Raw genomic sequence first — 25,377 nt, 5'->3', positions numbered from 1 at the left:
TATGAAAAATCGTTGTTTTCCTATTTTAATTGCAAGTATTTTATTGATGGCCTTTATGTTCCCATCCCATAATATCGCTGTTCAAAAATTAGATTATGAAAAATATGGGAATATTGCAATTGCAGTCGTAAAGGCAGATTATCCAAAAGATAATGTCACAGACTATGAATATTTAGGCAGAAAAAAAATCTCTACAATGGAAGTACAAGACTCCTTTAAATTTCAAGTGAAAGAAAATGGAAATGAAAAGGTTGTAATTGTGACGATAAACCATAATATTAAAAAAGAGAAATTTTTATCTTTAGTAGTGGAAGAACAAGAAGCTCAAAATAAAAAATAATCTTTTTTTGAATAGTAAAGTCATTTTGGACAGTCCCAGCGAATGCTAGGACTGTCACAATCATAATAAATAAAAGAAAATGAACTCTGGAAAAACAGCCTTTAATAAATATCTCTTTTAGTAAAAGAAATAAAGGAAATAAGCAATCCGCAAGCCCCCCAAACAGCTAAAACGGTTAGGGAAAAAGGAAGAGACATTCCATCAATGGGAGGAATATTTCCTTGTAAATAATCGGTTAAACGTAAGTTCACCATAAATAAGTATTTAGCCGATTCCCATGAAGAGGCAATAGAGCTGATAATGGTTCCAGATATTAAAAATGCAAGCATGACACCCATTCCTGCTGCAGTGCTTCTTATAAGTACGGATAGCATAAAGGATAATGTTCCAACAACTAAAGATACAAACCATGCAAGTCCAAACACCATTAAAATATAATGCCATTGAGGAATAAGATGGACACCTGTTGTATTTAATTCACCAGCTTTGACGGTGAATCCTGTAAGTACTGGTGCTGTCCAGCCACTATAACCAAAAAATAACCCTGAAATAATGTAGGCAAATAATCCGAACATAAATAAAATCAGCGAGACAGATAAAACAAGTGTAATATATTTGCTCAATAAGATTTTCCATCGCCTAACTGGCCGAGTAAGCAACAGCTTTATCGTACCAAGACTTCTTTCGGATGAAACAAGATCAGCAGCCACAATCATCACCATTAATGGAAGCAGCAATTGCATCGAATTATCAAGAAATATTCGCAAAAAAGTAGGAGCTCCAGGATCCTGTGGGTTAATATTATGATCTAAATAATATTGTGATTGACTAATACGAACTTTCAGCTGGTTTCTCCATTCATCCGAAATTCCACTTGATCCTATTCGATTTTGCATATCAATAATAGATTGCTGTAAAGTAGTCCGCCAATCCGAATCACCAAGCCGTTTTTTTACATTTTCAATTTCACGATACTGCGCGTATGTAAACATAGAAATCATAACAGCGATAATAAGGGTAATAACAATAAGTCGTTTGCTTTTAACCAATTTTAGCATTTCATTATAGATAAGCTTATTCAATTGATTCACCACCAGTCAGCTCTAAAAACAGATTTTCCAATGAAGGTATTTGTCGATTCATTTCTTTTATTTCGACACCTGCTTCAAAAAGCAGTCTACTCCAGCTGCTTACATCATCCTCTATATATGGGGTAATAACTGTTTCCCCTTCCACTTTAACTGTAGGAAGTACTTGCTTCAATATCTTTAAGCCAGTACTAAATGGAGTAAAACGCCAGATTAGTTTCTCTTGTTCCGCTAACAATGTTTGTACATATTCAGTATGGATAATTTTTCCGTTTAGAATAATGGAAACACGATCACATAAAAGTTGAATTTCACTTAATAGATGACTCGAAACCAATACACTTAATCCTTCTTCTTTTGCTAAATAGCGAATAAATTGTCGCATTTCCCGAATTCCAGATGGGTCCAAGCCATTAGTTGGTTCGTCTAAAATTAGTACACGGGGTCTACTTAATAGTGCTTGTCCAATTCCTAATCTTTGCCGCATTCCTAAAGAATAAGTTTTCACTTTATCATGAATACGCTCCTTTAACCCAACTAATTCGACGACCTCCATTATTCTTCCATCATCAACATTTGCTAACATTCTGGCAAAAAACTTTAAATTTTCCCATCCTGTTAAATAGGGGTAAAGCTCAGGGTTTTCTACGATACAGCCTAAGCGCTCCATTGCTTTTGAAAAGTTGCTTCTTACATTGTAGCCACAAATATGAATAGAACCAGAACTTGGTTTGATGAGACCAACTAACATTCGAATGGTCGTAGTTTTCCCAGCTCCGTTTGGTCCAAGAAAGCCGAATACTTCACCGCTTTTTAATTCAAAGCTGATATTTTTTATAATTTCTTTTTTTCCAATCTTTTTTGTTAAATTGTGTACAGATAAAGTAATTTCACTCACTTTTCCTCCACCTCCCATGAGATTAGGGATGCTACTCTTTCAGCCATTAAATGATATCCTTTCGTATTTGGATGGAAATGATCAGAATATAAAAAGGATTGTACATTTTGTTGAAAAATATCGTATGTAGGTACAAAGATAATATTAGAATAACCAGAAGATATTTCTGCTGTTTCGTTGTTCCAATCTCTAACAACCTTAGAAGTTGCGGCATGGTTCTCTAAATCGCTAAAAGGATTGTATAGTCCAATTAGATAAACAGGAGCTTCTTTATTCATTGAGCGAAGTGTGGAAAGAATAGTCTCTAAATTCTTCTTATACGTTGTCCCTAATGCTGTAATGGATTTTTCATCTAGGTTATTTAACGTTTGTCCGCCTTGAAATAAATCATTTCCACCAATTGTAATAAATAGGATATCTGCATTGCTTACTTGCCTTTGAATTTCTTGCTGTGTAACCTGCTTGGCCAGCTGTTTAGAAGTTAGTCCTTTTACGCCATAATTAGACAGGGAAATAGTTTCTTTTGTTTTTTCTTGAAGTGTTTCTTTTAAGTAGCCAATATAGCCTTCTCCTGCATCATCACCAGTTCCGCGTGTTAAAGAATCACCAAGTGCGAGCAGTTGTATCCCATCTTTTTTTGCTGCATCTATTTTGGACTTAGTCGGAGTCGTTTCTACCTTTGCACTGGCAGTAGTAGAATAGTCTACTAAACATAAACCTAGCCCAATAATCCATGTAAAACAAAAAAGAACGGAAAATATCAGTACGATAAATGTCCAATTTTTTTTCATATTTGTCCTCCTAATAAAAGAATCATTCACTAATAAAAAAAGAAATAAACCTAATTTAGAAACAAAAAGAAATTTTTAAAAGAGGTTGGCACGAACTTAAAGTGTAAAGAATATGTAAAAAAACCACTTGGTATAAATATACCCTAAAAAATAATGGATTAATAAAGATGTGCTTTCATTATTTTAAAAGAAGATTAACTGTAAATTAGGAATGAAGGGATTATAAGGGAGAGAAGGATGGAAAGAAGCTAGGAAAAAATTCGTCAACAGCTGCTTCGTATGGATCTGAATAAAAATATGAGTATGAAGAAGATAGGAGGTACTAATGCATAGAAAATCGATAAGTATTAGAGGAAGCAAGAAACATAAAACATCAGATGGATAGTCGAATGGATTTAATAAATCCTGAGCCATTCGACTGATATGCTTCTTAATGAATATCCTTTTTCTTAAATCTTCCGCCTCGAACTTCTGAGATATTGGCAATGGCAAGAAAGGCAGAGGGATCAGCTTCTTCAATAATTGTTTTTAGCTTTGCTTCTTCCAGCCGGTTTATAACACAAAAAATCACTTTTTTGTTATCACCTGTGTACGCTCCTTCTCCTTTTAGATAGGTTACGCCGCGACCTAGTCTCGCTAATATAGTGTCACCAAGGAAATCTGCACGATCGCTTATAATCCAGACAGACTTGGATTCATCAAGTCCTGCAATGACAATATCAATTACTTTGAACGCAATAAAATAAGCAATCAGTGAGTACATCGCACGATTCCATGTGAAAATAAAACCAGCACATATAAAAATAAATACATTAAAAAACATAATAATTTCTCCAACAGAAAAAGGGCTTCTTTTGCTAAATAAAAGGGCAAGAATCTCTGTACCATCTAATGAACCGCCAAAACGAAGTACAATACCTACTCCGATTCCAAGAATAATGCCTCCAAATACAGTGGCAAGAAGTAAATCTTTTGTGAAAACAGGAAAGTCATGGAGAAAAATGGTTGTAACCGAAAGGACAGAAATACCTAATAAAGTGGAGAAGGCAAAGGTTTTGCCAATTTGTTTATAGCCGATGTAGAAAAAAGGAATGTTTAAAAGGAAGATAAAATAGCCTAACTTTAATTCTAATAAATGCGATAAAATGATGGATATACCAACAATACCACCATCTAAAATTTGATTAGGAACAAGAAATTCTTCGATTCCAATTCCCATTAAGATACTGCCTATAATAATAAAAAAAATGCGGCGTGCTAAAATCTTTTTCGGTAAAACCTTATGTTGAGGCTGCTGTAAAGTTAAACCAGCATCAAAACTTGGTGATTCCATTTAAATTCCTCCTTAAGTTATGAAAATTTCGAATATTTAACCCAAAAATAATCCCTTATAAAACATAAAAACTAATAGGGGTATCCAATGAAGTTTAAACAAGCAAGAGTAGACAACCATGCAACCAAATTTGTACCATGAACGATGAATAATAGGCCATTTGACTAAGTACGTTGATAGGCTGAAGCAGGGAGCAGTCTGGGCACATGAAGATTCCTGCGGGAAAGCGAAGTGTATACCACCTGCGGAACCATTTTTTTTCAGAGTAGAGTTTAAGGAAAGAGTTGATAAAGGCTTAAGTGAAGGAAACCTTAAAGCATTTAAAAAAAGAAACTTACTATTTCTATTTTATCATAAGAGAGGAAGACCCGCCTATTGATTAGTACCAAAGAACAAAAACTTAACTCTATTTTGAAATGTAGGCAAGAAAACAATGCGGCAAGAGAATAAAAGCCTTGTTGCATACAGACTAAGTAGCTTTTTATTTATCTGCGTACTTAGTCTGCCAGAGCTTAGCATTTGAAAGTATTTGCTTTTTCCTTTAAAACTAAAAATACTTTTCCTTGATTAAGAGGAGAGTTTTTTAGAATTACTTTAGAAGTCTCACTGTTTCTTATTTAAACCATCCTTTAATCTTAAACAATGCGAACATTCCAATAACAATTAGAATCATGAATGCTAATAAATAGAAATAACCATATCTCCATTGTAATTCTGGCATATGCTGAAAGTTCATTCCATATAATCCAGCGAGAAAGCTTAAAGGCATAAATATAGTTGTAATAACTGTAAGAATCTGCATAATACGATTTGAATGGTGGGAATTATAAGATAAATAGCTGTCTCTAATATCTGTAGTTATCTCTCGGTTTGATTCAATCATTTCTGTAAGTTTTAATAAATGGTCATATATATCAGAATAGTATTCCCGTTTATTCCAAACAGCTGATAATTTATTTGTATTAATCATTTTGTATAAAAGATCTCTCATTGGAATGACTGTATGCCTTAACGATAGCAATTGATGTCTTGTTTTAAATAAATCGTCCAACAGTACTTCCATTGTTTTCTTCTGTGAATTTTCATCGATTTCTGTTAGAAAATCTTCAATTTCATAAACGATGGGGAAATAGTTATCTACAATTTGATCCAAGAGTTGATAAAGAACCGTATATTGCGTCCAGTTAGAAAGATTTGTGTCATGTAAGAGACTTTCTTTTACAGTGCTTACTTCTATACATTGATGATGATGGAATGTAACAATATAATTGTCGCCAACAAAAAGATTTAGTTCATCTTTTTTGAATGTCTTACTATCTAAACTATGTGTGACAAAAAAAGTATACTCCTCAAAATAATCTATCTTTGGCCTTTGCAAATTGTGTAAACAATCTTCTATTGAAAGAGGATGAAACTGAAGTGGGTTTCTTAAATAAGTTATTTCAGCTTCAGTCGGTTGGTCAAAATCAATCCAATACCATTCATAGGAATGTTCATGCAATTTTTCAATTGAAATATTTGTTAAGATTTTCTTTTCATTTGTAATCGCCATTATATTGATCATAAGAACTCCTTTTTTCAAACAACTAACCATTTTTTAAGACTAATTTACCGAAATCATTTATTATTATGCAATGTTATGGTTGTTTTGTAAATATTTTACCTCCATGCATAGTGTGTGTCTCACTTGACTATTTCATCAATTGAAGTTATCATTTTAATCACTAAGTTACAAAAAGTAAGTTAAGTATTATCTGGAGGGGAAAAAATGACTGAAAATATATCGAATGTTGATTTTTTTACTGTTCTTAATGAACGTAGAGCCGTAAAGGTTTATGATGAAACATTTACATTATCAAAAGAAGAAGTGGAAGATCTTCTTACACTTGCAGGAAGAGCACCGTCTGCTTGGAATTTACAACAATGGAAATTTGTTGTATTCCATGGAGAAGAGGCACAGCAAAAATTACTTCCGATTGCATTTAATCAGGGGCAAATTGCACAATCTTCTGCTGTTATTGCTATTTTAGGTGATTTGGAAGCAAATAAAAATGCTGACGAAATTTTTGCAAATGATATCGAAAAGGAAAGAATGACTTCGGAAATTGCAGAAGTAGTAAAAGGGCAAATTAATGGTGCTTATCAAAACGAACAATATAAAAGGGATGCAGCAATTAGTAATGCTTCATTGGCAGCAATGCAGTTAATGCTTGCAGCGAAAGGAAAAGGGTTAGATACATGCGCTATTGGTGGATTTAATAGTGACTCTTTTGTAAAGGAGTTTCAGATTTCTGAAAGATATTTGCCAGTAATGCTGATTACAGTTGGAAAGGCTAAAGCTCCAGGACGTGAAACAGATCGACTTCCATTAAGTAAAACTACAACATGGATATAAAGTGAAGCCCTTCTTGGTGCGGGTTGCTGCCTGTTAATAGGAGTTAAAAACAAGCAAATCAGAGTTAATCTTTGATTTGCTTGTTTTTTTTTTGATCTAAGTCAATAGGAAAGGGTGAATGCTTATAGTGAAAAAGGGAATAATGGAGAAAATCCAATAAAAGTTTACTGATTAATTTTGCTATAATAAAGATATAAAGAACAATATGCAACAAATTTTGCACCATGGCGCTTGAAAAGAAGCAGTTTCCCTAAGTTTTTTGTTAGTTGAACAGGGGAGCAGCCAGAATACATGAAGACTTTCGTGGGAGGCTCGTAGATGAGCCTGCAGGAAAGCGAAGTGTGGACTATTTGAGAGCCAAAGCCTCTTTTCAGGGAAGGCTAATGGTAGAGTTTAGTGAGGATGAATAAGATGAAAATACTTGTTATCGAGGATAATGAAAGTGTATGTTCCATGCTTGAAATGTTTTTTCTAAAGGAACAGTATGAGGGGAAGTTTATCCATAATGGGAAAGAAGCCTTAGAGTACTTTATGGAGAACCAGGAGTGGGATATTATAATTGTTGATTGGATGCTCCCAGGGATGGAAGGGGTAACGATCTGCAGAAAAATAAGAGAGATAAGCTCGGTTCCCATTATAATGTTAACCGCCAAAGACAGTGAATCAGATCAAGTTTTAGGGCTTGAAATGGGGGCAGATGATTATGTAACAAAGCCCTTTAGTCCACTAACATTAATGGCACGAATAAAAGCGGTAACTCGCCGTTATCAAAAGGATCTCAAGAATACCACCGAACAAAATTTTTTGACAAGTGAGCATTTCAAAATCAGTAAAGAAACAAGAGAAGTCCGATACAATGGACAACTTCTTTCCAATTTAACACCAAAGGAATTTGACTTGCTATATTTCTTAATTAGTAATCCTAAACAGGTTTTTACAAGGGAACAATTACTTGATCGAGTATGGGGATATCAATTCTATGGAGATGAACGAACGGTAGATGTCCATATTAAAAGATTAAGGAATAAAATAGGCACAAAAGAACAGCCGTTTATTCACACCATCTGGGGTGTAGGATATAAATTCGATGAGAGGGAAGAAAAAGAAGGGTAATAGAAAACAGCATAAAACATACATCACCATATAACAAAAACCATAATGCTATTAACACTACATCATGGGCTTACAAGGCACATAAAAAGAAGCAGTTTTCTTAAATATAAGCAAGGAGCAGTCAGCATACACGAAGACTCCCGCGAGAATGCGAGAAAGACGAGACCCCGCAGGAAAGCGAAGTGTATGCAGGCTGCGGACTCATTGAGAGAGCTCAGGGTAGCCAAAATAAAAAAGAACCTCCAAATACTATAAAGTAATAGTTTGGAGACTCCCTTTTTCTAGTTAAGAAACAATTTCAGCTTCAGATGCAGAAGAAACAGCTGGCTTATGCACCTGGTGAATTTCTGTAGCGTCATTTTGTTCTAATGATAATACAGGAATTTTTGTTACTTCAATATATTTAATATGATGTTCTTCCATCTCTAAGATTTTAAAAGAATAAGATTCAAAAGTAATGGTATCTCCTTCAGTTGCTTCAAAATTAGAAGTTAAAATCCAACCACCCAAAGTATCAATGCTGTCTTCGTTCATTTCCACATTCAACAAGCTATTCACTTGAGTGATTAAAACTTTTGCATCAATAATATAATGATCTTCCTTCACTTTTTGAATACTTGGGATCTCATCAATATCAAATTCATCTCGAATTTCACCAACGATTTCCTCGATAATATCTTCGACTGTTACAAGTCCTGAAGTTCCACCATATTCATCCATTAAAATGGCCATATGAATTCTTTCTTTTTGCATTTTAACTAAAAGATCCTGAATAGGAAAAGTCTCAATTACTCTAATGACAGGCCTTATATAAGGATCTAATTTTTTGGAAGTTAAATCTCTTGTTCTAAGCAATTCCGCCATGATCTCTTTCACATTGATCATTCCGATAATATGATCCTTATCACCATCCGTAATAGGATATCTGGTGAATTTCTCTTCGTGAATCACTTCTAATAAATCTTCTAGCGTACTTGTTTTTTCAAGGGATATCATTTCCGTTCGCGGAACCATAATTTCTTTAGCAATTCGGTTGTCAAATTCAAATATTTTATTTACATACTTAAACTCTGATTGGTTAATTTCACCACTTTTGTAACTTTCAGAAAGGATAATTTGAAGCTCTTCTTCAGAATGAGCAAGTTCATGTTCTGAAACAGGTTTTAATCCAAATGCACCTACGATAACTCTTGCAGAACCATTTAGCAGCCAAATAAATGGATACAAAATTTTATAGAAGCCAATTAAAGGTCGTGCGGTTAACAGAGCAATAGTTTCTGCTTTTTGTATTGCTAATGTTTTAGGTGCCAATTCTCCAACTACCACATGTAAAAAAGTGATAATCGCAAAAGCTAAAGAGAATGAGAGGATTTTTATTGCCGTTTCTGGTACAGAAATCATTTCAAGAAAAGGTCTAATAATGTGCTGAATGGTTTCTTCTCCAAGCCAGCCAATGCCAAGTGCTGTAATGGTAATACCTAATTGACAAGCAGATAAGTATTCATCTAAATTACTAATCACTTTTTTAGCTGCGATTGCACTTTTGTTTCCTTCTTCTATAAATTGATCAATTTTTGAACTGCGAACTCTAATAATAGCAAACTCTGAAGCTACAAAAAAGGCAGTACAAGCAATCAAAATGGCTATAAAAACCAAGTTAAATATGTCCAATAAGTTTCCTTATCTCGTGGGAACGAGTAAGGGGTCACCTCCTGATTAATACATCTATTAAGTTTTTACATACAGTTAGTTAATTGGTCAAAGCAGCTGTATGGTCGTGCAAGTGTAATGCTTTTAAATGTTTTTCTTTCAATATAACGGATTAATAATAAGGCTTTTTATGATTAGAATTGCTGGATTTTTCGCCCATTATACTTTATTTACGCTCAGGTATTTACTAGTTTTGAGTTTAGTATAATAATTAATCGTTTTATAGAAAGTTTTTTACTCTCATTTATTACATAGACAACCCCATTATACCACCTCAAACTTTCATAAATGATTACCAATAATTATACGTTAAGGCAAACTGTACAGTCAAACTTTGTATTTTTTTAATATTCAGTCATTATGTTTTATGTGTTTTTTTTTCTTTGTCTACTTTGAAAAAAAGTTTTGGCTTTCTCAATAAGTCCGCAGCCGGAATACACTTCGCTTTCCATGGGGCGGGCGGCGAGCCTCCTCGGAGCTAAAGCTCCTTGCGGGGTCTCGCCTGTCCCGCAAATCCCATAGGAGTCTTCGTGTATTTCGGCTGCTCTCTGCTTTAACAAATCCGAACTTAATTAAACTGCTATTTTCATCGTTCATGGTGCCAATTTGTTTGCATGGATGTCTACCGAGAAAAAAAGCTTTGGCTTTCTCAATAAGTCCGCAGCCGGAATACACTTCGCTTTCCTGAGGGGTCTTGTTTTATTTAGAAGTATGGCTGTGTTTCAACTTTTTTTGTCATTTTATTCAAAACAACAAAGTCATAGGAAATAGTCCTGTTAAAAAGCTTTCTTTCTCATATTGTATGTTGAAAGCAACTGAATATGAAAAAGAAAGCTTTATTTTAGAGCCTTTTTTTACTCGTTTTGTTAAACTTGCCTGTTGATTGAAGGGATAGGCGTTTTTCTAAGCAAGTTTCTGACAAATCTGCTCAATTGCAAAGGGTAGATAATTAGTTTGTTAACACAACTGTTTTATAAGCATTAGGGTTTTCGTTATTTAGCATTCTTTGCAATGATTTCTCGAACCTCTATGCTGCAAACATGTTGATTTTTCATTTTAGCAATTTTAAATTCAAAATGATTATATAAAATGGATTGACCTTGTTGTAATTCAGGATATTCGGATAAAAGCCATCCTCCTATTGTATGAATATCATCATGCTCTAAATGGAGTGGAAGAATATGATTTACATCCTCTAATAGAAGCTTAGAATCAAAAATATAATGATGCTCGTTCACTTTTTGAATATGGGGCAATTCGTTGATATCATATTCATCACGAATTTCTCCTACTATTTCTTCTAAGATATCTTCAACAGTAACAAGACCAGCTGTTCCTCCAAATTCATCATGAAGAATGGCCATGTTAATATTCTCTTTTTGCATTCGCAGTAAAATAAGTTGAATAGGAATGAACTCCATTACATCAATAACAGGTTGAATATATGATTTTAATGGCTTTTCATCAATAGATTTATTTCTAATGCAATCTGTTAAAAGCTGTTTTATATGTACAAAACCAATAATATTATCTTTATCATCATTTTTAGTGATGGGATATCGACTGTATCGCTGATTTTGAACGATCTGCAATACTTCATCAATTGTTAGCTCTTCTGTTAATGTAACCATCTCTGTTCGTGGAACCATTATTTCATTGGCAACACGGTTGTCAAATTCAAAAATTTTATTAACATATCGAAATTCGGAAGTGGTTATTTCCCCGCTTTTATAGCTTTCAGCAAGAACTAATTGCAGCTCTTCCTCTGAATGTGCCGGTTCCCCTCCGCTTGGATTTTTAATACCATATAATCTTGCAACAAGCCTGGCAGCATGATTTAAAATCCAAATAAAAGGATACATGCATCTATAAAATAATCTTAATGGTTTAGCAAAAATTAATGTTACTTTCTCTGTTTGTTGAATGGCAATTGATTTTGGGAAAAGTTCCCCGACCACAACATTAATATAAGTAATAACAGAAAAGGATAGAATAAAAGCAATAATAGGAGCAAGGGTTGGAGGAATGGCCACTTTAGTTAAAAGAGGCTGAATTAATTTTAATACTGTCGGTTCTCCTAACCAGCCTAGCCCAAGAGAAGTGATGGTTATTCCCAGCTGACATGCTGAAAGATAACCGTCAATATTTACAAGAATATTTTTGACTGTAATAGCATTTGCGTTCCCCTCTGCAATCAACTGTTCAATTCGTGTAGGCCTTACTCTTACTATAGCGAATTCTGAAGCAACAAAAAATGCAGAAAAAGCGATTAGTAAACATATGAGTAAAAGATTTGTTAGAATCATTTTTCTTTCAACACCATTCATTTGTAATGTTAATAAACAAAAGCAGGTAAAATATAATGGAAGGATGGGTTCTTCCTTATTTCCTATTTATAAAAAGAAATAATGTGTAATCCTATTAGCACCATAAAATCACATTCCATACATTGTTCCTATTTCTCTTTTCTTACCATTCTAAACTTATTTTTTTGTTTTCGAAAACGATTATCGATAATTTTATAAAAAACATGAGTTTTTTTAAAGTCAGACGAACGACTGCTCCTAGTTCTTGTGAGTATGGCCCTTGACTCGGAAAGTAAAAGGCACTTTCCGAGTCAAAAGTACATTTTTCTTCAGAGCTGTTCAAGGAGCCCCGCGCTTTATGAATGATGTACAAGCTTTTGTTTTTCTTTCCATTCTTTTAGAAGCATACTATACAAAGCTAAATCATGAAAATGATCATATAAAAACTCGCCATCTCTTATAATTCCTTCTTTTTTAAAATGTAATCTTTCTGGAATAGCCATGCTTTTTTTATTGTTTAAACCACAGCGTATTTCTATACGATTTAAGTGTAAATAGTAAAAGGCATAATTTAAAACAGAAATAACTGTTTTTTGCATGATTCCTTTTCCTTGAGATGCTTCATCTAGAAAATAACCAATGCTTGCCTGCCGATTCTTCCAATCTACTTGTTGCAGTGAAATCATTCCAACAAGTTTTTCATTGAAAAAAATTCCTGCTTCAAACCCGTTGTTTTCAATGAATTGTTGATGCCATTGAGGAATAATAGAATGATATTGATAAGGAGAAATAATTTGATCCACCCAAGGCAGCCATTCTTTTAAATACATCCTATTTTGATCAATTAGCTGAAAAGCACTTGTTGCCTCATGTATTTCCAGTAAACGCAAATTAATAGTGTTGTCTACAATTAATTGAAACATAAATAACGTCCTTTCATTAGAAGAGAATAGATACCATAGAAATGGGTAAAGGGGATGAAATAATTTAGAAGCAGATAATTGTATTTGATGTAGTTTATGCGAAAGGGATAAATCTGGATTATAGAGAATAAGAAAGTTGTGGAACACAAGTTAGTGGACATCGAATTTGATACTTATACTTTTGTGAACAAGCATTTGGAAAAGAAGAACATTATGTGACAGAAGCTAAACGAAAAAAAGAAATAAACTATAAATGAAACTAAAATTATTTCATTTTAAACCGAAAATAATAAGGAAGAATATCTAACAAGAAGGAAGGTTAGTTAAGGAATATATTGATAGCGCTTTAGCAAAGGATATTTCTACCGAATTGTTTATTTAGATGAACAGAGTTTATCTTACTTCTAATACCGTAAAGGTCCAATGAGATACACAAACTAAGGTAGACATCCATGCTAATAGAGATTCGCACCATGGCACATGAAAAGAAGCAGATTTTAATAAAAAGTAAGTGATGTTCAAAAATGACACGAAGCGAGTAATGTATATCGATCGCCAGTTCATATGTTGACAAACTTGAGGTTAAGCATTATTAGAAGGGAGATCGTTTAAAATGAGGAAAAAAGATAGCTTGTTTTATAAAATGATTGTCATTATTACTCTCTTTACCATCTTTGCGTCTATTATCAGTGGAGGAATTGCTTATTATGCTGCTAAATCATCCTTATTTAAAACGAATGTAAATGACTTTGGAGATTTAGGTGGGATAGCAGGTATTAGCTTGGTGACGACAATTGCCCTTATTCTTATAAATGGAACTATTTTTTACTTATATATGAAGAAAAGATTTAATAAACTTCAACAGGTAAGTAATTTATTTTTACAAATAGCTAAAGGGGATTTGACTTCAAAATGGATGTATCAATCTAAAGATGAAATTGGGCAACTTAGTTTAGCTTTTAACAAGATAAAAGTACAATTTCAGGACTTGCTTACAAAGACACAATTCATTAGCAAAACGATGTTGGAATCGTCTTCAGAATTATCTGCTGTTTTTGAAGAAACCTCTGCAAGCTCAGAGGAAATAGGCAGAGCAATGAATGAAATGGCACGTGGAGCTGTTGAACAAGCATCAGATTTGGAAGAAGTTAATCAAGAAATGGAACAGTTGAATCAATCTGTTCAAACAATGAATGAAAAAAATAAAACGATTAAAGAGGCAACACATTTTTCTGAATTGGCAACAAGAAAAGGGCAGGATATGATCACACAATTAAAGATTTCTAATGATCAAACAAAAAATGCAACAGAACATGTGAGCATTGGAATTTCTAATTTATATACAAAAATTCTTGATATTTCTAAAATAACGGTGACAATTAATAGTATTTCTGAGCAGACAAACTTGCTTGCGTTAAATGCGAGCATTGAGGCTGCAAGAGCAGGGGAACATGGCAAAGGGTTTTCAGTAGTTGCAAGTGAAGTTAGAAAGCTGGCTGAAGCGACAAATATAGCGACAAAGCAAATTCAAGAAATGATTTACAGTATTGAAAAAGAAACGGAAAAAACGGTTCAGGCATTATTTGAAACAACAACACAATCCGAAGCGCTGAATAAAGCAGTTATTGGAACGGAAAATGAATTCTCTGCAATATCTTCTGCAGTAAATGATAGTATAAATGCAGTGAATGACTTAAGCGAAGAGTTAAAACAAGTAGTAGAACAAAACAAACATATGTTAGGGTCTATATTCCATATTTCAGAAGTTTCAGAAGCTGCTGCTGGTGCGGTGGAAGAAGTGTCTTCCTCTACGGATGAGCAAATAAAGGCCATATCGAATGTAACAACAACTGCGGAGACGATGATTAAAAGCAGTGAGCAGTTAAATGAACTATTGCGAAAATATACATTGTGACAGAAGAAACGAGAGGGAGATGCGCCTCTTGTTTCTTTTTTTGTATATTTATGGAGTTTTTCTATTTTAATTAGATAAGGGCAATATCCCTGAACATCGCTATAATATGTTTGTAAATCATAATATTTCCATTTTTTATTTAGGATTCAAAATATTTGTTATTTTTTGAAAATTGTTGCAAAGTTCAGAAAATTGTCATATTTTGATCGGATATTCGATTGTAGAGTCTTCTTTTTCCTGATATAACTATATTAAAGAAGAAAGATAATCATTCTCATTAAGGGGGAAGGAAAATGATTGGAAAGGTAAAAATTGGAGAAAAAATACAAATCAAGAACTTGTCTAAAGTTAATTCACTTGTAAAAAGAAGAATGCTTGATTTTGGTATTACAGAAGGTACAGTAGTTTCAATTCAAAATATTATGCCATTCAGTGGTCCTTATATTTTAGAGTATGAAGGCTCTAAAGTAGGGATCAGAAGAAAGGAAGTACAAAATATAGAAGTGGAGATAATATAAATGGAAGTAGCATTATTAGGGAATCCAAATACAGGTAAAACATCTTTATTTAATCATTTAACAGGTTCTTATGAATATGTTGGTAACTGGAATGGTGTTACCATTGAGAAAAAGATTGGGTTGTTTAAAAATAAAAAAGCAAATTTAGTAGATTTACCTGGCGTTTATTCACTTAATCCATTGTCTGCGGATGAAGCAGTTGTAACTGATTATTTGCTGCAAGGACATGTTGAAAAAATTGTTAATATTATTGATGCTTCTCAATTAAGCAGGAATCTTCATTTAACTCTTCAGCTAATTGAATATGGAAAACCGATGATTATTGGTTTAAATATGATGGACGTCGCAACAGATTATGGTAAAAAAATTAAAGCAGAAGAGTTAGCGAAGATGATCGGATTTCCTATTATTCCAATCAGCGCAAGAAGTGGTCATGGTTGTACAGATATTGCGGAAGCAGCCATACAGCAGAATAAGAACAGTGCACTAATTGAAGTTAAATATGGAGAAGTAATTGAAAAAAGTATTGCAGTAATGGAAACATTACTCGAAAACAAAACAGTTATTTCTGTTAGATGGTTGACATTGCAGCTGTTAGAAGGAAATTCAACCATTTATAAATATTTACATTCTTTAATTGGTGAAGAAGAGATTCAAGGTTTTATAAATGACCTGGAATTAGAGATAAAAAGGACAGGAAAAGGATTGGAGCAACTAGTATTTGAAGCGAGAAAAGCAGTTGTAGACCAAATACTACAAAAGGTAGAAATAGTTGAAGAAATAAATCGCAGTACATTTACTGGTAAGGTGGATCGAATCGTTACAAACAGATACTTAGGAATGCCAATTTTTATTCTGCTGATGTATTTAATATTTATGCTGACGTTCGATTGGTTTGGTTCACCACTTTCTGATCTAGTGGATGGCTTTATCTCTGGTTTTCTAACGGATACAATCTCTAATTTTTTAACGGCAGTTAATGCTTCTTCGTTTATTCACGCATTAGTTATAAATGGAGTTGTTGCAGGAGTAGGCGGAGTCTTGGTATTTGTACCACAAATATTTATTCTTTTCTTTTTCTTATCTTTTTTAGAGGATTCAGGATATATGTCAAGAGTAGCCCTAGTTATGGATAAGATTATGGAAAGTGCAGGTTTAAATGGTAAGGCGTTTATTCCAATGATTATTGGCCTTGGCTGTAACGTTCCGGGGGTAATGGCTGCAAGAACGATAGAAACAAAAAAAGAAAGATTACTAACGATCTTATTATTGCCATTTATGTCATGTTCTGCACGATTCCCAGTTTATGCATTATTTATTGGTGCCTTTTTTGCCAAACAAGGAGCATTAATTGTTTTATCCATTTATGTATTAAGTATTTTGGTTATACTTCTTCTAGCAAAAATTCTTTCTTTAACCGTTCTAAAGGGAGAAAAGTCTTTATTTTTTATTGAACTTCCTCCATATAGAATGCCTAGTTTAAAGATTTTATGGAAAAGTACATGGGATAAAGGAAAAGGGTTTTTGAAAAAAGCAGGCACCTTTATATTTGCTGGGTCCGTAGTTATTTGGATTTTGTCATACATTGGTCCAGGTGGAGTCAATGTGGATATGGATGATAGTTATTTAGCTTATATTGGAAAGGTGTTAGCGCCTTTACTTATCCCAATCGGTTTTGGAACATGGCAGGCTGGAGCATCTTTAATTACAGGTTTTTTAGCAAAAGAGGCAGTTGTCTCTGCAATGAATATTATTTATGCCGTACCAGATACAGATTCTTTGCAGCATTTAATGAGTGATGTGTTTACACCATTAGCATCGTATAGTTTTATGGTCTTTATTTTACTTTATATTCCTTGTCTAGCAACATTGGCAACTATTTACAAGGAAACAGGCTCTAAAAAATGGTCTGCTTTTTCTGTAGGTTATTCATTAGCAATTGCATATGTAATTGCACTATTAATCTATCAAGGTGGGAAACTATTAGGGTTATCTTAAGAGGAGATGTATTCATGTTTATAAATGTATTAATTGGTGGACTGATTTTTCTATATGCCGGTTTTGCTCTCTATCGTTTTGTACAAAAGTCAAAACAGGGAAAATGTGCAAGCTGTTCTATCAGTAAATCTTGTGAAGCTAAAAGCTGTTGCAGTGGTGTAAACGAAACAGAAAGCTTTGCAAATAAATAAGCAGTAGTGAATAATAGTTTAATAGGCTGAGAAAAGGATAAAGAAAGGGAGCGATCTTCTTTCTATATCCCTTTTCTCAGCTTTTTTTTCGGGTAAATCGGAGGTACACCTATTTTAAAAAGAACGGAGTACTTGTACTTTTCTTCTATATAATGAGAGAATAAAGAAAATGTATGGTTGTTTTTACACCAATAAAATAGTTGTGATTAAAAATTGAAATTTATATAAGAGAGGCTTATAATAAAAGTATTGGTGTAAAATTACACATAACGAATAAGGGAATGAATGCATTTGACTAGAGAAGAGATCATATTTAATGTTTCGGAAAAAATGAGATTGATTCGTACAGAAGCAGGCTACACTCAAGATAAAATGGCTGAAGTTATTGGATTATCAAAGAAAACACTTGTGCAAATTGAAAAAGGTAGATTAAACGCTGGATGGTCAACAGTTGTAGCGGTATGTGCTCTTTTTAGAGAAACAGAAACAGTTCGTTTTTTATTTGGTAATGAACCGTTAGAAGTTTTAGAAACAGTGGCTCGTGATGGAATGGATTATCGAAAAGAAAAAACGCTTGGCGGAAAAGTATGGTGGAGAGAAATAGAAAGAGGAAGTGGATTTATTTTTCAACAAAACATCATTAGTCAGCATTATAGAATTATAGACGAAGATCATTTTCGTATTTTCAGCAGCTTTGATGAACAGGAATCAACAGAAAGATTTCATGAATTAACAAAAAAATTGGAAGAGTAGAATTATTTAAACAAAAAAAAGCCAATTCGAGAAAAATAGGATGCTTCTCGAAGGAATCAAGTTAGTAGTCAGATTAAGAACTATTGAGAAGAAAACGGAAATTTCAGATACTCCAATAAAAAATACCAGCTCCTAAGTGAACTGGTATTTTTATTGGGGTGCTTTAAGAAATGGAGTATATTCCATAACCTATTGTTTTTTTAGTCTTCTATATAGGCAATTTTTTGGAATGATAAATTATTTTTACTTACAAATTGTTTCCAAAAGGCTTTTACTTGCTGCCCTTCTAATTTAATATGTACTGCTTGTCTTTTATTCGCCGTTAAGAAAAAAGAAACCAGTTTAGGGAGATTAGTTGCTTCAATAACACTTTTTTTACATAGTAATTGGCAATTTCCGTTAAACTCTTTGGATGCTTCGTAAAAGGACAAAATATCATCCATTGTAAATTTTTCTTGAAGTGTTAATTTCTTTGAGAATGTCTCCATTTTTCGTAACCGCTCCTTTTTCCTTTTAATTTATTTTCAAAAAAATATAAAGAGATTAATTAATTGCTAAGATGTGTAGAATTTAACTTTATTCTTAAAACACAAATACCCAATATGCATTTTGGTAAACAATTTTTATCTTAAATTGCGGAAAATATGTCTAACTTCCTATATGAATTCAGACTTTAGACGGAATAACAACCCATCAAGCGTACCTTAATTTTCCAAAAAAATAATTATAAAATTATCTCATCAAATACAAGATGAGGGATTAAAATGAGACAATTTATCAGGCTATTTCATAATCGCCAATTTACAAAATTATTTTATGCGAATGTCACTTCAAAAATGGGCAGTGTTATTGGCTTAACTGCTTTTATGTATTATGTATTAGATCGATTTTCTAATCAGCCTTTTTATGCATCTATTACAGAATTAATGTATTCTTTGCCAACCTTGAGCGTGTTTTTTCTTGTAGGAGTTTTCGCTGATCGGCTGGATAGGCAAAAGATTGCTTATTATTGTGATTGGATTTCAGCTTGTTTATCTGTTGGGTTATTAGTTGCAATTTATTTAGGATGGATGCCACTTATCTTTTTTGTACTTTTCATTAGAAGTGCAGTGCAGAAATTTTTCTTTCCAGCGGAGCAAGGACTGTTGCAAGGAATCTTAAAAAAAGATGATTTCACTGCTGCTGCTGGAATAAATCAGCTAATAGAGAGTGTTTTCATGTTATTCGGCAATGCACTTGGAATCTTTATTTATTGGTACCTGGGGATTTATGGGGCAGTTATCATTGATATCATTACGCTTGTTATAAGTGGGCTATGTATAAAAGCAATGAAAATTAAGCAAAGCATCCGAAATCCAAATGGTAGCCATTCTATCAAGGATTTGAATCTTTCTATTGTATGGAAAGATTTTAAGGTAGGTTTTGAATATATGTATAAAAATAAATTATTGTTATCTCTTATCATTGGTTTTATTGCATTTGGCATTGTAAATGGTGGTTACAGTGTAATGCAAGTATTTATTTTAAAATACAAATTGGCGCCCTCAAATTATGAACAAATTTCTATTTATTTTGGCATTGTTTTTGGATCGGGTGTTTTAATTGGCAGTGTAGTCTCTTCCTATTTAACACAGAAGGTTAAATTGTATCAATTAATTATTACTAGTATTTTTTTAATCGCTTTCTTTACCATTATGGCAGCATTTGTGAATAATATAATCTTGTTTCTCGGTATTAATTTTCTGATTGCCTTCTTTTTGCCAATGCTTAACATTGCAATCGGCGGTTGGATGCCTGCAATAATTGAGCCACAAATGATCGGAAGGGTGCAAGGGTGGATTAGTCCGCTAATGATGCTTTCACAATCGATTACACTTGGTGCTATTACAATAGGTTTTCCAACGTTTTTTTCAGTGGAAGCTATCTTTTGGCTAGTCGGTGGATGTTTTCTAAGTGTAGGAATTTATTATAGCTTTGTATTGCCCCGATTAGCAAAAGTTAAAGAAAAGGAGGATAATAGGAGAAAAATGGTAGAAAATGAAAAAGAGGTTCGATTGAATTATTAGTTTGTCGAAATATTTGCAATTGACTTTATTATTCTAACATGGTAATCTTCAGTTATATTGGAAAATTAATCTAAAAGAAATGGAGGGTTTATCATGAAAAATGTAATAATGATGAATACGCATACAACTGAATATTCTTGTAGCCTTCCATACATTTATAAATAATTATGCATAGGCTGCATTTTAGATGTAGCATATGCAGTTCTTGAAAAGAGATAGATCGCATGGTTGCGGTCTGTCTCTTTTTTTGTTTTTCTGCAATAATTTTTTAGGCAGGGGGTCTTTTATTCCCTGCCTAACCCCATATATTTGTTGAGAAAAAGCGACCTACGCTTTTCTTATAAATAAAAACTTATGAAGGAGGAAGAGGGACATGATTGTATGCATGAAGCAAAATGGAACAAACTTAAAGGATTTAGAAAGTGGCTAGTAAAAAGGAATGGAACAAATAGGAGAGGACAGATGGCATGTTTTCGATACTTTTTAAATTAAAGTGGTTTTTTAAAGAACATTGGAAAAGATATACGATTGCAGTGGTTTTGCTTATTTTTGTTGGGATAATTGAGGTAATGCCACCACGGCTATTAGGAATGTTTATTGATGAAATTGATGTTGGAACATTAACAGCTAAAAAATCTCTTTATTATATCCTCGCTGTTATAGGCATTACGATAAGCACCTATTGTATTACTTATTTTTGGATGTATAAACTTTTTGGCGGTGCTTTTCTTTTAGAAAGAAAACTGAGAAGTAATTTTATGGGGCATCTTTTGAAAATGACACCTACCTTTTTTGAGAAAAATCGTACCGGAGATTTAATGGCTCGAGCTACAAATGATTTAAAGGCCATTTCCGTTACTGCAGGATTTGGAATTTTAACATTAATTGATTCTACTGTTTTTATGTTAACTATTTTGGTGACTATGTGCATAACTATTAGTTGGAAGCTTACTTTAGCAGCGATATTGCCTCTTCCGATTATGGCTTTTATTATGAAGATATATGGTGATCGTATTCATAAACGTTTTACAGAGGCGCAGGATGCTTTTGGAGAATTAAATGACTCGGTTTTGCAATCTATAGCAGGTGTTCGTGTTATTCGTGCATTTGTGTTGGAGAAAGAGGATGAAAAACAATTTCATCAGTTAACAGAAGATGTTTATCATAAAAATATCTCTGTTGCTAAAATTGATTCCTTATTCGAACCAACGATACGTATTCTAGTTGGATTAAGTTATTTAATTGGTTTAGGATATGGCGCTTATTTAGTTTTTCAGCAGGTGGTGTCGATTGGGCAGCTTGTGACCTTTAATGTGTACTTAGGCATGATTGTCTGGCCAATGTTTGCTGTTGGAGAACTGATGAATATCATGCAAAGAGGAAATGCCTCTTTAGATCGAGTACAAGAAACATTGAATTATAAAGCAGATGTCCATGATTCAGTGGTGACCAAAGGGGTGGAAACACCTGAGAATATTGTGTTTAATTCGGTGGCATTTCAGTATCCATCTTCTAAAACCAATAATTTGCAGGATATAGATTTTACCATAAATCAAGGGGAAACAATTGGCATCGTTGGTAAAACTGGCAGTGGGAAAACAACCTTGATTAAACAATTGCTTAGAGAATATCCAAAAGGAGAAGGGGAAATCAGCTTTAATGGGGTAGACATTGAGGAGCAGCGATTAGAACGTCTACGCAGCTGGATAGGCTATGTTCCCCAGGATCATGTTTTATTTTCTAGAACAGTAAAAGAAAATATTATGTTTGGACATAAAAATGCAACAGAAGCACAACTGGAGGAAGCAATTAAGTTAGCTTCATTCCAACAAGATCTTGAAATGCTTCCAGAAGGATTAAATACCCTTGTTGGAGAAAAAGGAGTAGCACTTTCTGGTGGTCAAAAACAACGGATTTCCATTGCAAGAGCGCTTATAAGAAACCCGGAAATATTAATTTTGGATGATTCTTTATCAGCAGTAGATGCAAAAACAGAAAAGAATATTATCCAAAGCATAAAAAGTGAGCGACAAGGAAAAACAACCATTATTACGACACATAGAATGACTGCTGTTCAACATGCGGATCAAATAATTGTATTAGAAGATGGAAAAATAGTAGAGCATGGAACCCATGAGCAGTTAATGAAGAATAATGGATGGTATAAGGAGCAGTATGTAATTCAACAAACAAAAGCACAATCTGTACAGCAGGAGGTGCAGGCATGAGTACAGGAAAACGATTATTAAATTATGCCTTAGCATTTAAACATATTATTATATTAGCACTCATTATGCTGACCATAGCCGTTATTGCAGATTTGGCAGGGCCATTTATTGCAAAAAAGGTGATTGATGATCATATAATGGGCATTGAATCAGTTTGGTATGAAACCAACTCAGCTAATCAAGCGGTTTCATTTAACGGAAAGCTATATATAAAGGAAAAGTATGTGACCAATGCAGAAGAAAAAGTAAAACCTGCAAGAATTATGCAAGTAGGAAGACAATTTATTTTTATAGAAGGCAATATTTCCTTTGATGGGGAAAGAACGTTTAAAGATGGAGAACTAACGATTAACAAGGATGGAAAAGCGGCTAAATATGAAGGAGAAAGCTTATCAAGAGCAGAAGTATTTTCTTTTTACAAACCGGAAATTCCATTTATTATCAAGTTGATGCTATTTTATTTTGCGTTAGTCATTGTAGCAGCGTTCTTTCAATATGGCCAGCATTTCTTTCTGCAAAAATCAGCTAATCGCATTATTCAAAAAATGAGAGAAGATGTATTTGCCCAGATTCAGCGTCTGCCGATTAAGTATTTTGATAATCTTCCTGCAGGAAAAGTAGTTGCGAGAGTGACAAATGATACAGAAGCAATTAGAGAATTATATGTAACAGTGCTTTCTAACTTCTTTTCCAGTGGTATTTATATAATAGGTATCTATGTGGCGTTATTTATTCTTAATGCAAAGCTTGCAGCCATTTGTTTAATTTTAATTCCTTTATTATTTATTTGGATGAAAGGTTATCGAAAATTCGCTGCTCGTTACAATCGTGTTATTAGAGCACGAAACAGTGACATTAATGGAATGGTCAATGAATCGATTCAAGGAATGAATATCATACAAGCGTTTGGAAAAGAAAAACAAACACAAGAAGAGTTTGAAGTATTAAACGAGGAACATTTTCGTTTTCAAAACAAGCTGTTAAATTTGAATAGCTTAACATCTCATAATCTTGTCAATGTATTAAGAAATATTATCTTTGTTGCATTTATTTGGTATGTTGCAGGGCAGTCATTAACGGTTTCCACAGCTATCTCTTTAGGTGTTCTCTATGCATTTGTTGATTATATTAATCGGTTGTTTCAGCCGGTAACGGGAATTGTTAATCAGTTGGCAAATTTAGAGCAGGCGCTTGTAGCAGCTGACCGAGTATTTGAACTGCTCGATGAAGAAGAAGGAATAGATGTAGAAGAAGCTGTGATGAAGCGTTATAAAGGAAATGTGATATTTGACCATGTTAACTTTGCTTATAAAGATAACGATTATGTACTAAAAGATATATCATTTGAAGCCAAGCATGGAGAGACTGTTGCGCTAGTAGGTCATACAGGATCAGGAAAAAGTTCCATTATGAATTTATTATTTCGTTTTTATGATATTCAATCAGGAAAAATAATGATTGATGGAAAAAATATAAATGAAATGTCTAGACAGGATTTGCGAAAGCATATGGGAATCGTGTTGCAAGATCCATTTCTTTTTAAAGGAACAATCGCAACAAATGTGACTCTTCATGATGCTTCTATTTCAAAAGAAAAGATGGAAAAGGCATTAAAAGATGTTGGAGCAGATCGTGTACTGAAAAATTTAGAACAGGGCTATGATGAACCAGTAATTGAAAAAGGCAGTACATTATCAAGTGGTCAAAGACAGCTTATTTCTTTTGCGCGTGCTTTAGCATTTGATCCAGCCATTTTGATTTTAGATGAAGCTACTAGCAGTATTGATACAGAAACAGAACAGATTATTCAAAAAGCCATGGAAGTGCTTAAAAAAGGCAGAACAACCTTTATTATTGCCCATCGCTTATCAACGATTCGAAATGCAGATCAAATAATCGTGTTAGATCATGGAGCAATTGTTGAAAAAGGAAATCATGATGAATTGATGAAGAAAAAAGGAAGATATTATCAAATGTATCAGCTTCAGCAAGGCTCATCATTAGTAGGATAAAGAAGTGAGAGTATAAGCAAAGCCCCCAAAAGTAATTTTGGGGGCTTTTAGCCAATTATATAAAATTTTTAATTAAGCTTGTGTTCCGCCAAGTTGTTTCTCAGCCATTTGTACAAGGCGTTTTGTGATTTCTCCACCAACAGAACCGTTAGCGCGAGAAGTTGTTTCTGCTCCTAAGCTTACACCAAACTCGCTTGCAATTTCATATTTCATTTGGTCTAATGCTTGTGCTACTCCAGGTACTACAAGTTGATTTGAGGAATTGCCTCTACTTGATGTATTGTTCATTATGTTCCATCTCCTCATAAAATTTTTTAGGGTTGGGTTAGCTGGATTCGCACCAACAAATAAGTAAATCTTACTGCCACTTGGCATAACCCAATGATTTAATCATGTAATTTGTTGCTTGTACTATTATTATGGGTGGAATTCTTTTTACTATTCCCTTTTTTTTGAAGGGAATTTATTCCTTTCCATGTATTTCAAATGAAGGAGAATAGATTTTTATTATTATCAAAAAATAATGAAGAAATGAAAAGAAGCAGAGGTGAAACATGACGACAATTTGCCCGGTATGTAATGGATGGAAACAACTAGATAAGCAATGCCCTAACTGTCAACAAATCGTAGAGGACAACGGACGAATAATGGACTATTACGATGATTATAGTGCGTATATGCCAATCGATCAAATGAAACTAGAAGATGGTTATAATGATTTAGCAGAGCATCTATGTCCCCATTTCGTACAATGCAAAGAGTGTGGATATGAAGGAATAGAGCTTGTAGAGGAATAATT

The 25,377-nt window shown here is 33.6% G+C and carries 22 protein-coding genes; 12 read left to right on the top strand and 10 right to left on the bottom strand.

What is annotated here, in order from left to right; translation table 11 throughout:
* Nucleotide 1 precedes the first annotated feature (1 nt).
* Nucleotides 2-340 (top strand): DUF3889 domain-containing protein, encoded by a 339-nt coding sequence (locus tag AC5LWL_RS19565; protein WP_493435879.1) that lies wholly within the window; start codon nucleotides 2-4, stop codon nucleotides 338-340.
* 101 nt (nucleotides 341-441) lie between these two features.
* Here AC5LWL_RS19565 and AC5LWL_RS19560 read toward each other — a convergent pair whose 3' ends face one another.
* From AC5LWL_RS19560 to corA, 5 genes are all read right to left on the bottom strand, one after another.
* Entirely contained in the window at nucleotides 442-1,422 is a 981-nt protein-coding gene (locus tag AC5LWL_RS19560; protein ID WP_493435878.1) for an ABC transporter permease, read from the bottom strand.
* Nucleotides 1,415-2,326 (bottom strand): ABC transporter ATP-binding protein, encoded by a 912-nt coding sequence (locus tag AC5LWL_RS19555; protein ID WP_493435877.1) that lies wholly within the window; start codon nucleotides 2,324-2,326, stop codon nucleotides 1,415-1,417. The genes AC5LWL_RS19560 and AC5LWL_RS19555 overlap by 8 nt, the downstream gene beginning before the upstream one ends.
* Nucleotides 2,323-3,117 carry an SGNH/GDSL hydrolase family protein gene (locus tag AC5LWL_RS19550; RefSeq protein WP_493435876.1) on the bottom strand — a complete coding sequence of 265 codons (795 nt, stop codon included), beginning with the start codon at nucleotides 3,115-3,117 and terminating at the stop codon, nucleotides 2,323-2,325. The genes AC5LWL_RS19555 and AC5LWL_RS19550 overlap by 4 nt, the downstream gene beginning before the upstream one ends.
* A gap of 430 nt (nucleotides 3,118-3,547) precedes the next feature.
* Nucleotides 3,548-4,450, bottom strand: a complete 903-nt coding sequence (locus tag AC5LWL_RS19545) for a YitT family protein (RefSeq protein WP_493435875.1) — start codon at nucleotides 4,448-4,450, stop codon at nucleotides 3,548-3,550.
* Nucleotides 4,451-5,063: 613 nt separating this feature from the next.
* On the bottom strand, nucleotides 5,064-6,014 hold the full coding sequence (gene corA / locus AC5LWL_RS19540; RefSeq protein WP_493435874.1) for a magnesium/cobalt transporter CorA: 951 nt from the start codon (nucleotides 6,012-6,014) through the stop codon (nucleotides 5,064-5,066).
* A 204-nt stretch (nucleotides 6,015-6,218) separates the two neighbouring features.
* Here corA and AC5LWL_RS19535 point away from each other — a divergent pair, with 204 nt between their 5' ends.
* Entirely contained in the window at nucleotides 6,219-6,845 is a 627-nt protein-coding gene (locus AC5LWL_RS19535) for a nitroreductase family protein (RefSeq protein ID WP_493435873.1), read from the top strand.
* A gap of 411 nt (nucleotides 6,846-7,256) precedes the next feature.
* Nucleotides 7,257-7,958: a winged helix-turn-helix domain-containing protein gene (locus AC5LWL_RS19530; RefSeq protein ID WP_493435872.1), complete on the top strand. Its 702-nt coding sequence runs from the start codon at nucleotides 7,257-7,259 to the stop codon at nucleotides 7,956-7,958.
* 285 nt (nucleotides 7,959-8,243) lie between these two features.
* Here AC5LWL_RS19530 and AC5LWL_RS19525 read toward each other — a convergent pair whose 3' ends face one another.
* From AC5LWL_RS19525 to AC5LWL_RS19515, 3 genes are all read right to left on the bottom strand, one after another.
* A complete protein-coding gene (locus tag AC5LWL_RS19525; RefSeq protein WP_493435871.1) occupies nucleotides 8,244-9,629 on the bottom strand; it encodes a hemolysin family protein in 1,386 nt (461 codons plus the stop codon).
* 1,031 nt (nucleotides 9,630-10,660) lie between these two features.
* Complete coding sequence (locus tag AC5LWL_RS19520; protein WP_493435870.1) at nucleotides 10,661-11,974, bottom strand: hemolysin family protein; 1,314 nt, start codon at nucleotides 11,972-11,974, stop codon at nucleotides 10,661-10,663.
* A gap of 356 nt (nucleotides 11,975-12,330) precedes the next feature.
* On the bottom strand, nucleotides 12,331-12,897 hold the full coding sequence (locus AC5LWL_RS19515) for a GNAT family N-acetyltransferase (protein ID WP_493435869.1): 567 nt from the start codon (nucleotides 12,895-12,897) through the stop codon (nucleotides 12,331-12,333).
* Nucleotides 12,898-13,510: 613 nt separating this feature from the next.
* Here AC5LWL_RS19515 and AC5LWL_RS19510 point away from each other — a divergent pair.
* From AC5LWL_RS19510 to AC5LWL_RS19490, 5 genes are all read left to right on the top strand, one after another.
* Entirely contained in the window at nucleotides 13,511-14,812 is a 1,302-nt protein-coding gene (locus AC5LWL_RS19510; protein WP_493435868.1) for a methyl-accepting chemotaxis protein, read from the top strand.
* Between the two features lie 293 nt (nucleotides 14,813-15,105).
* Nucleotides 15,106-15,330 (top strand): FeoA family protein, encoded by a 225-nt coding sequence (locus tag AC5LWL_RS19505; protein WP_493435867.1) that lies wholly within the window; start codon nucleotides 15,106-15,108, stop codon nucleotides 15,328-15,330.
* Nucleotides 15,331-17,328, top strand: coding sequence for a ferrous iron transport protein B (gene feoB / locus AC5LWL_RS19500; RefSeq protein ID WP_493435866.1), 1,998 nt, complete (start codon nucleotides 15,331-15,333; stop codon nucleotides 17,326-17,328).
* 14 nt (nucleotides 17,329-17,342) lie between these two features.
* Nucleotides 17,343-17,519: a FeoB-associated Cys-rich membrane protein gene (locus AC5LWL_RS19495; protein ID WP_493435865.1), complete on the top strand. Its 177-nt coding sequence runs from the start codon at nucleotides 17,343-17,345 to the stop codon at nucleotides 17,517-17,519.
* Nucleotides 17,520-17,810: 291 nt separating this feature from the next.
* Nucleotides 17,811-18,272 carry a helix-turn-helix transcriptional regulator gene (locus AC5LWL_RS19490; protein WP_493435864.1) on the top strand — a complete coding sequence of 154 codons (462 nt, stop codon included), beginning with the start codon at nucleotides 17,811-17,813 and terminating at the stop codon, nucleotides 18,270-18,272.
* 200 nt (nucleotides 18,273-18,472) lie between these two features.
* On the opposite strand, the gene AC5LWL_RS19485 is transcribed toward AC5LWL_RS19490, so the two are convergent.
* Nucleotides 18,473-18,760 carry a hypothetical protein gene (locus AC5LWL_RS19485; protein ID WP_493435863.1) on the bottom strand — a complete coding sequence of 96 codons (288 nt, stop codon included), beginning with the start codon at nucleotides 18,758-18,760 and terminating at the stop codon, nucleotides 18,473-18,475.
* Nucleotides 18,761-19,036: 276 nt separating this feature from the next.
* Here AC5LWL_RS19485 and AC5LWL_RS19480 point away from each other — a divergent pair, with 276 nt between their 5' ends.
* The 3 genes from AC5LWL_RS19480 to AC5LWL_RS19470 all read left to right on the top strand — a co-directional run bounded on the left by AC5LWL_RS19480 (nucleotide 19,037) and on the right by AC5LWL_RS19470 (nucleotide 24,578).
* Nucleotides 19,037-20,338, top strand: coding sequence for an MFS transporter (locus AC5LWL_RS19480; RefSeq protein ID WP_493435862.1), 1,302 nt, complete (start codon nucleotides 19,037-19,039; stop codon nucleotides 20,336-20,338).
* A gap of 467 nt (nucleotides 20,339-20,805) precedes the next feature.
* Nucleotides 20,806-22,566 carry an ABC transporter ATP-binding protein gene (locus tag AC5LWL_RS19475; protein WP_493435861.1) on the top strand — a complete coding sequence of 587 codons (1,761 nt, stop codon included), beginning with the start codon at nucleotides 20,806-20,808 and terminating at the stop codon, nucleotides 22,564-22,566.
* A complete protein-coding gene (locus tag AC5LWL_RS19470; RefSeq protein ID WP_493435860.1) occupies nucleotides 22,563-24,578 on the top strand; it encodes an ABC transporter ATP-binding protein in 2,016 nt (671 codons plus the stop codon). The genes AC5LWL_RS19475 and AC5LWL_RS19470 overlap by 4 nt, the downstream gene beginning before the upstream one ends.
* A gap of 72 nt (nucleotides 24,579-24,650) precedes the next feature.
* On the opposite strand, the gene AC5LWL_RS19465 is transcribed toward AC5LWL_RS19470, so the two are convergent.
* Nucleotides 24,651-24,866, bottom strand: a complete 216-nt coding sequence (locus AC5LWL_RS19465; protein ID WP_493435859.1) for an alpha/beta-type small acid-soluble spore protein — start codon at nucleotides 24,864-24,866, stop codon at nucleotides 24,651-24,653.
* Nucleotides 24,867-25,132: 266 nt separating this feature from the next.
* On the opposite strand from AC5LWL_RS19465, the gene AC5LWL_RS19460 reads away from it, so the two are divergent.
* Nucleotides 25,133-25,375 carry a hypothetical protein gene (locus tag AC5LWL_RS19460; protein WP_493435858.1) on the top strand — a complete coding sequence of 81 codons (243 nt, stop codon included), beginning with the start codon at nucleotides 25,133-25,135 and terminating at the stop codon, nucleotides 25,373-25,375.
* Nucleotides 25,376-25,377: the final 2 nt, after the last annotated feature.

Source organism: Niallia sp. WK069_GA_01 (assembly GCF_983173855.1).
This window is presented reverse-complemented; position numbering and strand designations above follow the sequence as displayed.

Excerpts from the sequence above, each read along its gene's own strand:
- AC5LWL_RS19460 (WP_493435858.1), top strand. The coding sequence starts at position 25,133 with ATGACGACAATTTGCCCGGTATGTAATGGATGGAAACAACTAGATAAG.
- feoB (WP_493435866.1), top strand. The coding sequence starts at position 15,331 with ATGGAAGTAGCATTATTAGGGAATCCAAATACAGGTAAAACATCTTTA.
- AC5LWL_RS19565 (WP_493435879.1), top strand. The coding sequence starts at position 2 with ATGAAAAATCGTTGTTTTCCTATTTTAATTGCAAGTATTTTATTGATG.
- AC5LWL_RS19535 (WP_493435873.1), top strand. The coding sequence starts at position 6,219 with ATGACTGAAAATATATCGAATGTTGATTTTTTTACTGTTCTTAATGAA.
- AC5LWL_RS19545 (WP_493435875.1), bottom strand. The coding sequence starts at position 4,450 with ATGGAATCACCAAGTTTTGATGCTGGTTTAACTTTACAGCAGCCTCAA.
- AC5LWL_RS19485 (WP_493435863.1), bottom strand. The coding sequence starts at position 18,760 with ATGGAGACATTCTCAAAGAAATTAACACTTCAAGAAAAATTTACAATG.
- AC5LWL_RS19530 (WP_493435872.1), top strand. The coding sequence starts at position 7,257 with ATGAAAATACTTGTTATCGAGGATAATGAAAGTGTATGTTCCATGCTT.
- AC5LWL_RS19470 (WP_493435860.1), top strand. The coding sequence starts at position 22,563 with ATGAGTACAGGAAAACGATTATTAAATTATGCCTTAGCATTTAAACAT.
- AC5LWL_RS19520 (WP_493435870.1), bottom strand. The coding sequence starts at position 11,974 with ATGATTCTAACAAATCTTTTACTCATATGTTTACTAATCGCTTTTTCT.
- AC5LWL_RS19465 (WP_493435859.1), bottom strand. The coding sequence starts at position 24,866 with ATGAACAATACATCAAGTAGAGGCAATTCCTCAAATCAACTTGTAGTA.
- AC5LWL_RS19475 (WP_493435861.1), top strand. The coding sequence starts at position 20,806 with ATGTTTTCGATACTTTTTAAATTAAAGTGGTTTTTTAAAGAACATTGG.
- AC5LWL_RS19480 (WP_493435862.1), top strand. The coding sequence starts at position 19,037 with ATGAGACAATTTATCAGGCTATTTCATAATCGCCAATTTACAAAATTA.
- AC5LWL_RS19550 (WP_493435876.1), bottom strand. The coding sequence starts at position 3,117 with ATGAAAAAAAATTGGACATTTATCGTACTGATATTTTCCGTTCTTTTT.
- AC5LWL_RS19495 (WP_493435865.1), top strand. The coding sequence starts at position 17,343 with ATGTTTATAAATGTATTAATTGGTGGACTGATTTTTCTATATGCCGGT.
- AC5LWL_RS19505 (WP_493435867.1), top strand. The coding sequence starts at position 15,106 with ATGATTGGAAAGGTAAAAATTGGAGAAAAAATACAAATCAAGAACTTG.
- AC5LWL_RS19510 (WP_493435868.1), top strand. The coding sequence starts at position 13,511 with ATGAGGAAAAAAGATAGCTTGTTTTATAAAATGATTGTCATTATTACT.
- corA (WP_493435874.1), bottom strand. The coding sequence starts at position 6,014 with ATGATCAATATAATGGCGATTACAAATGAAAAGAAAATCTTAACAAAT.
- AC5LWL_RS19515 (WP_493435869.1), bottom strand. The coding sequence starts at position 12,897 with ATGTTTCAATTAATTGTAGACAACACTATTAATTTGCGTTTACTGGAA.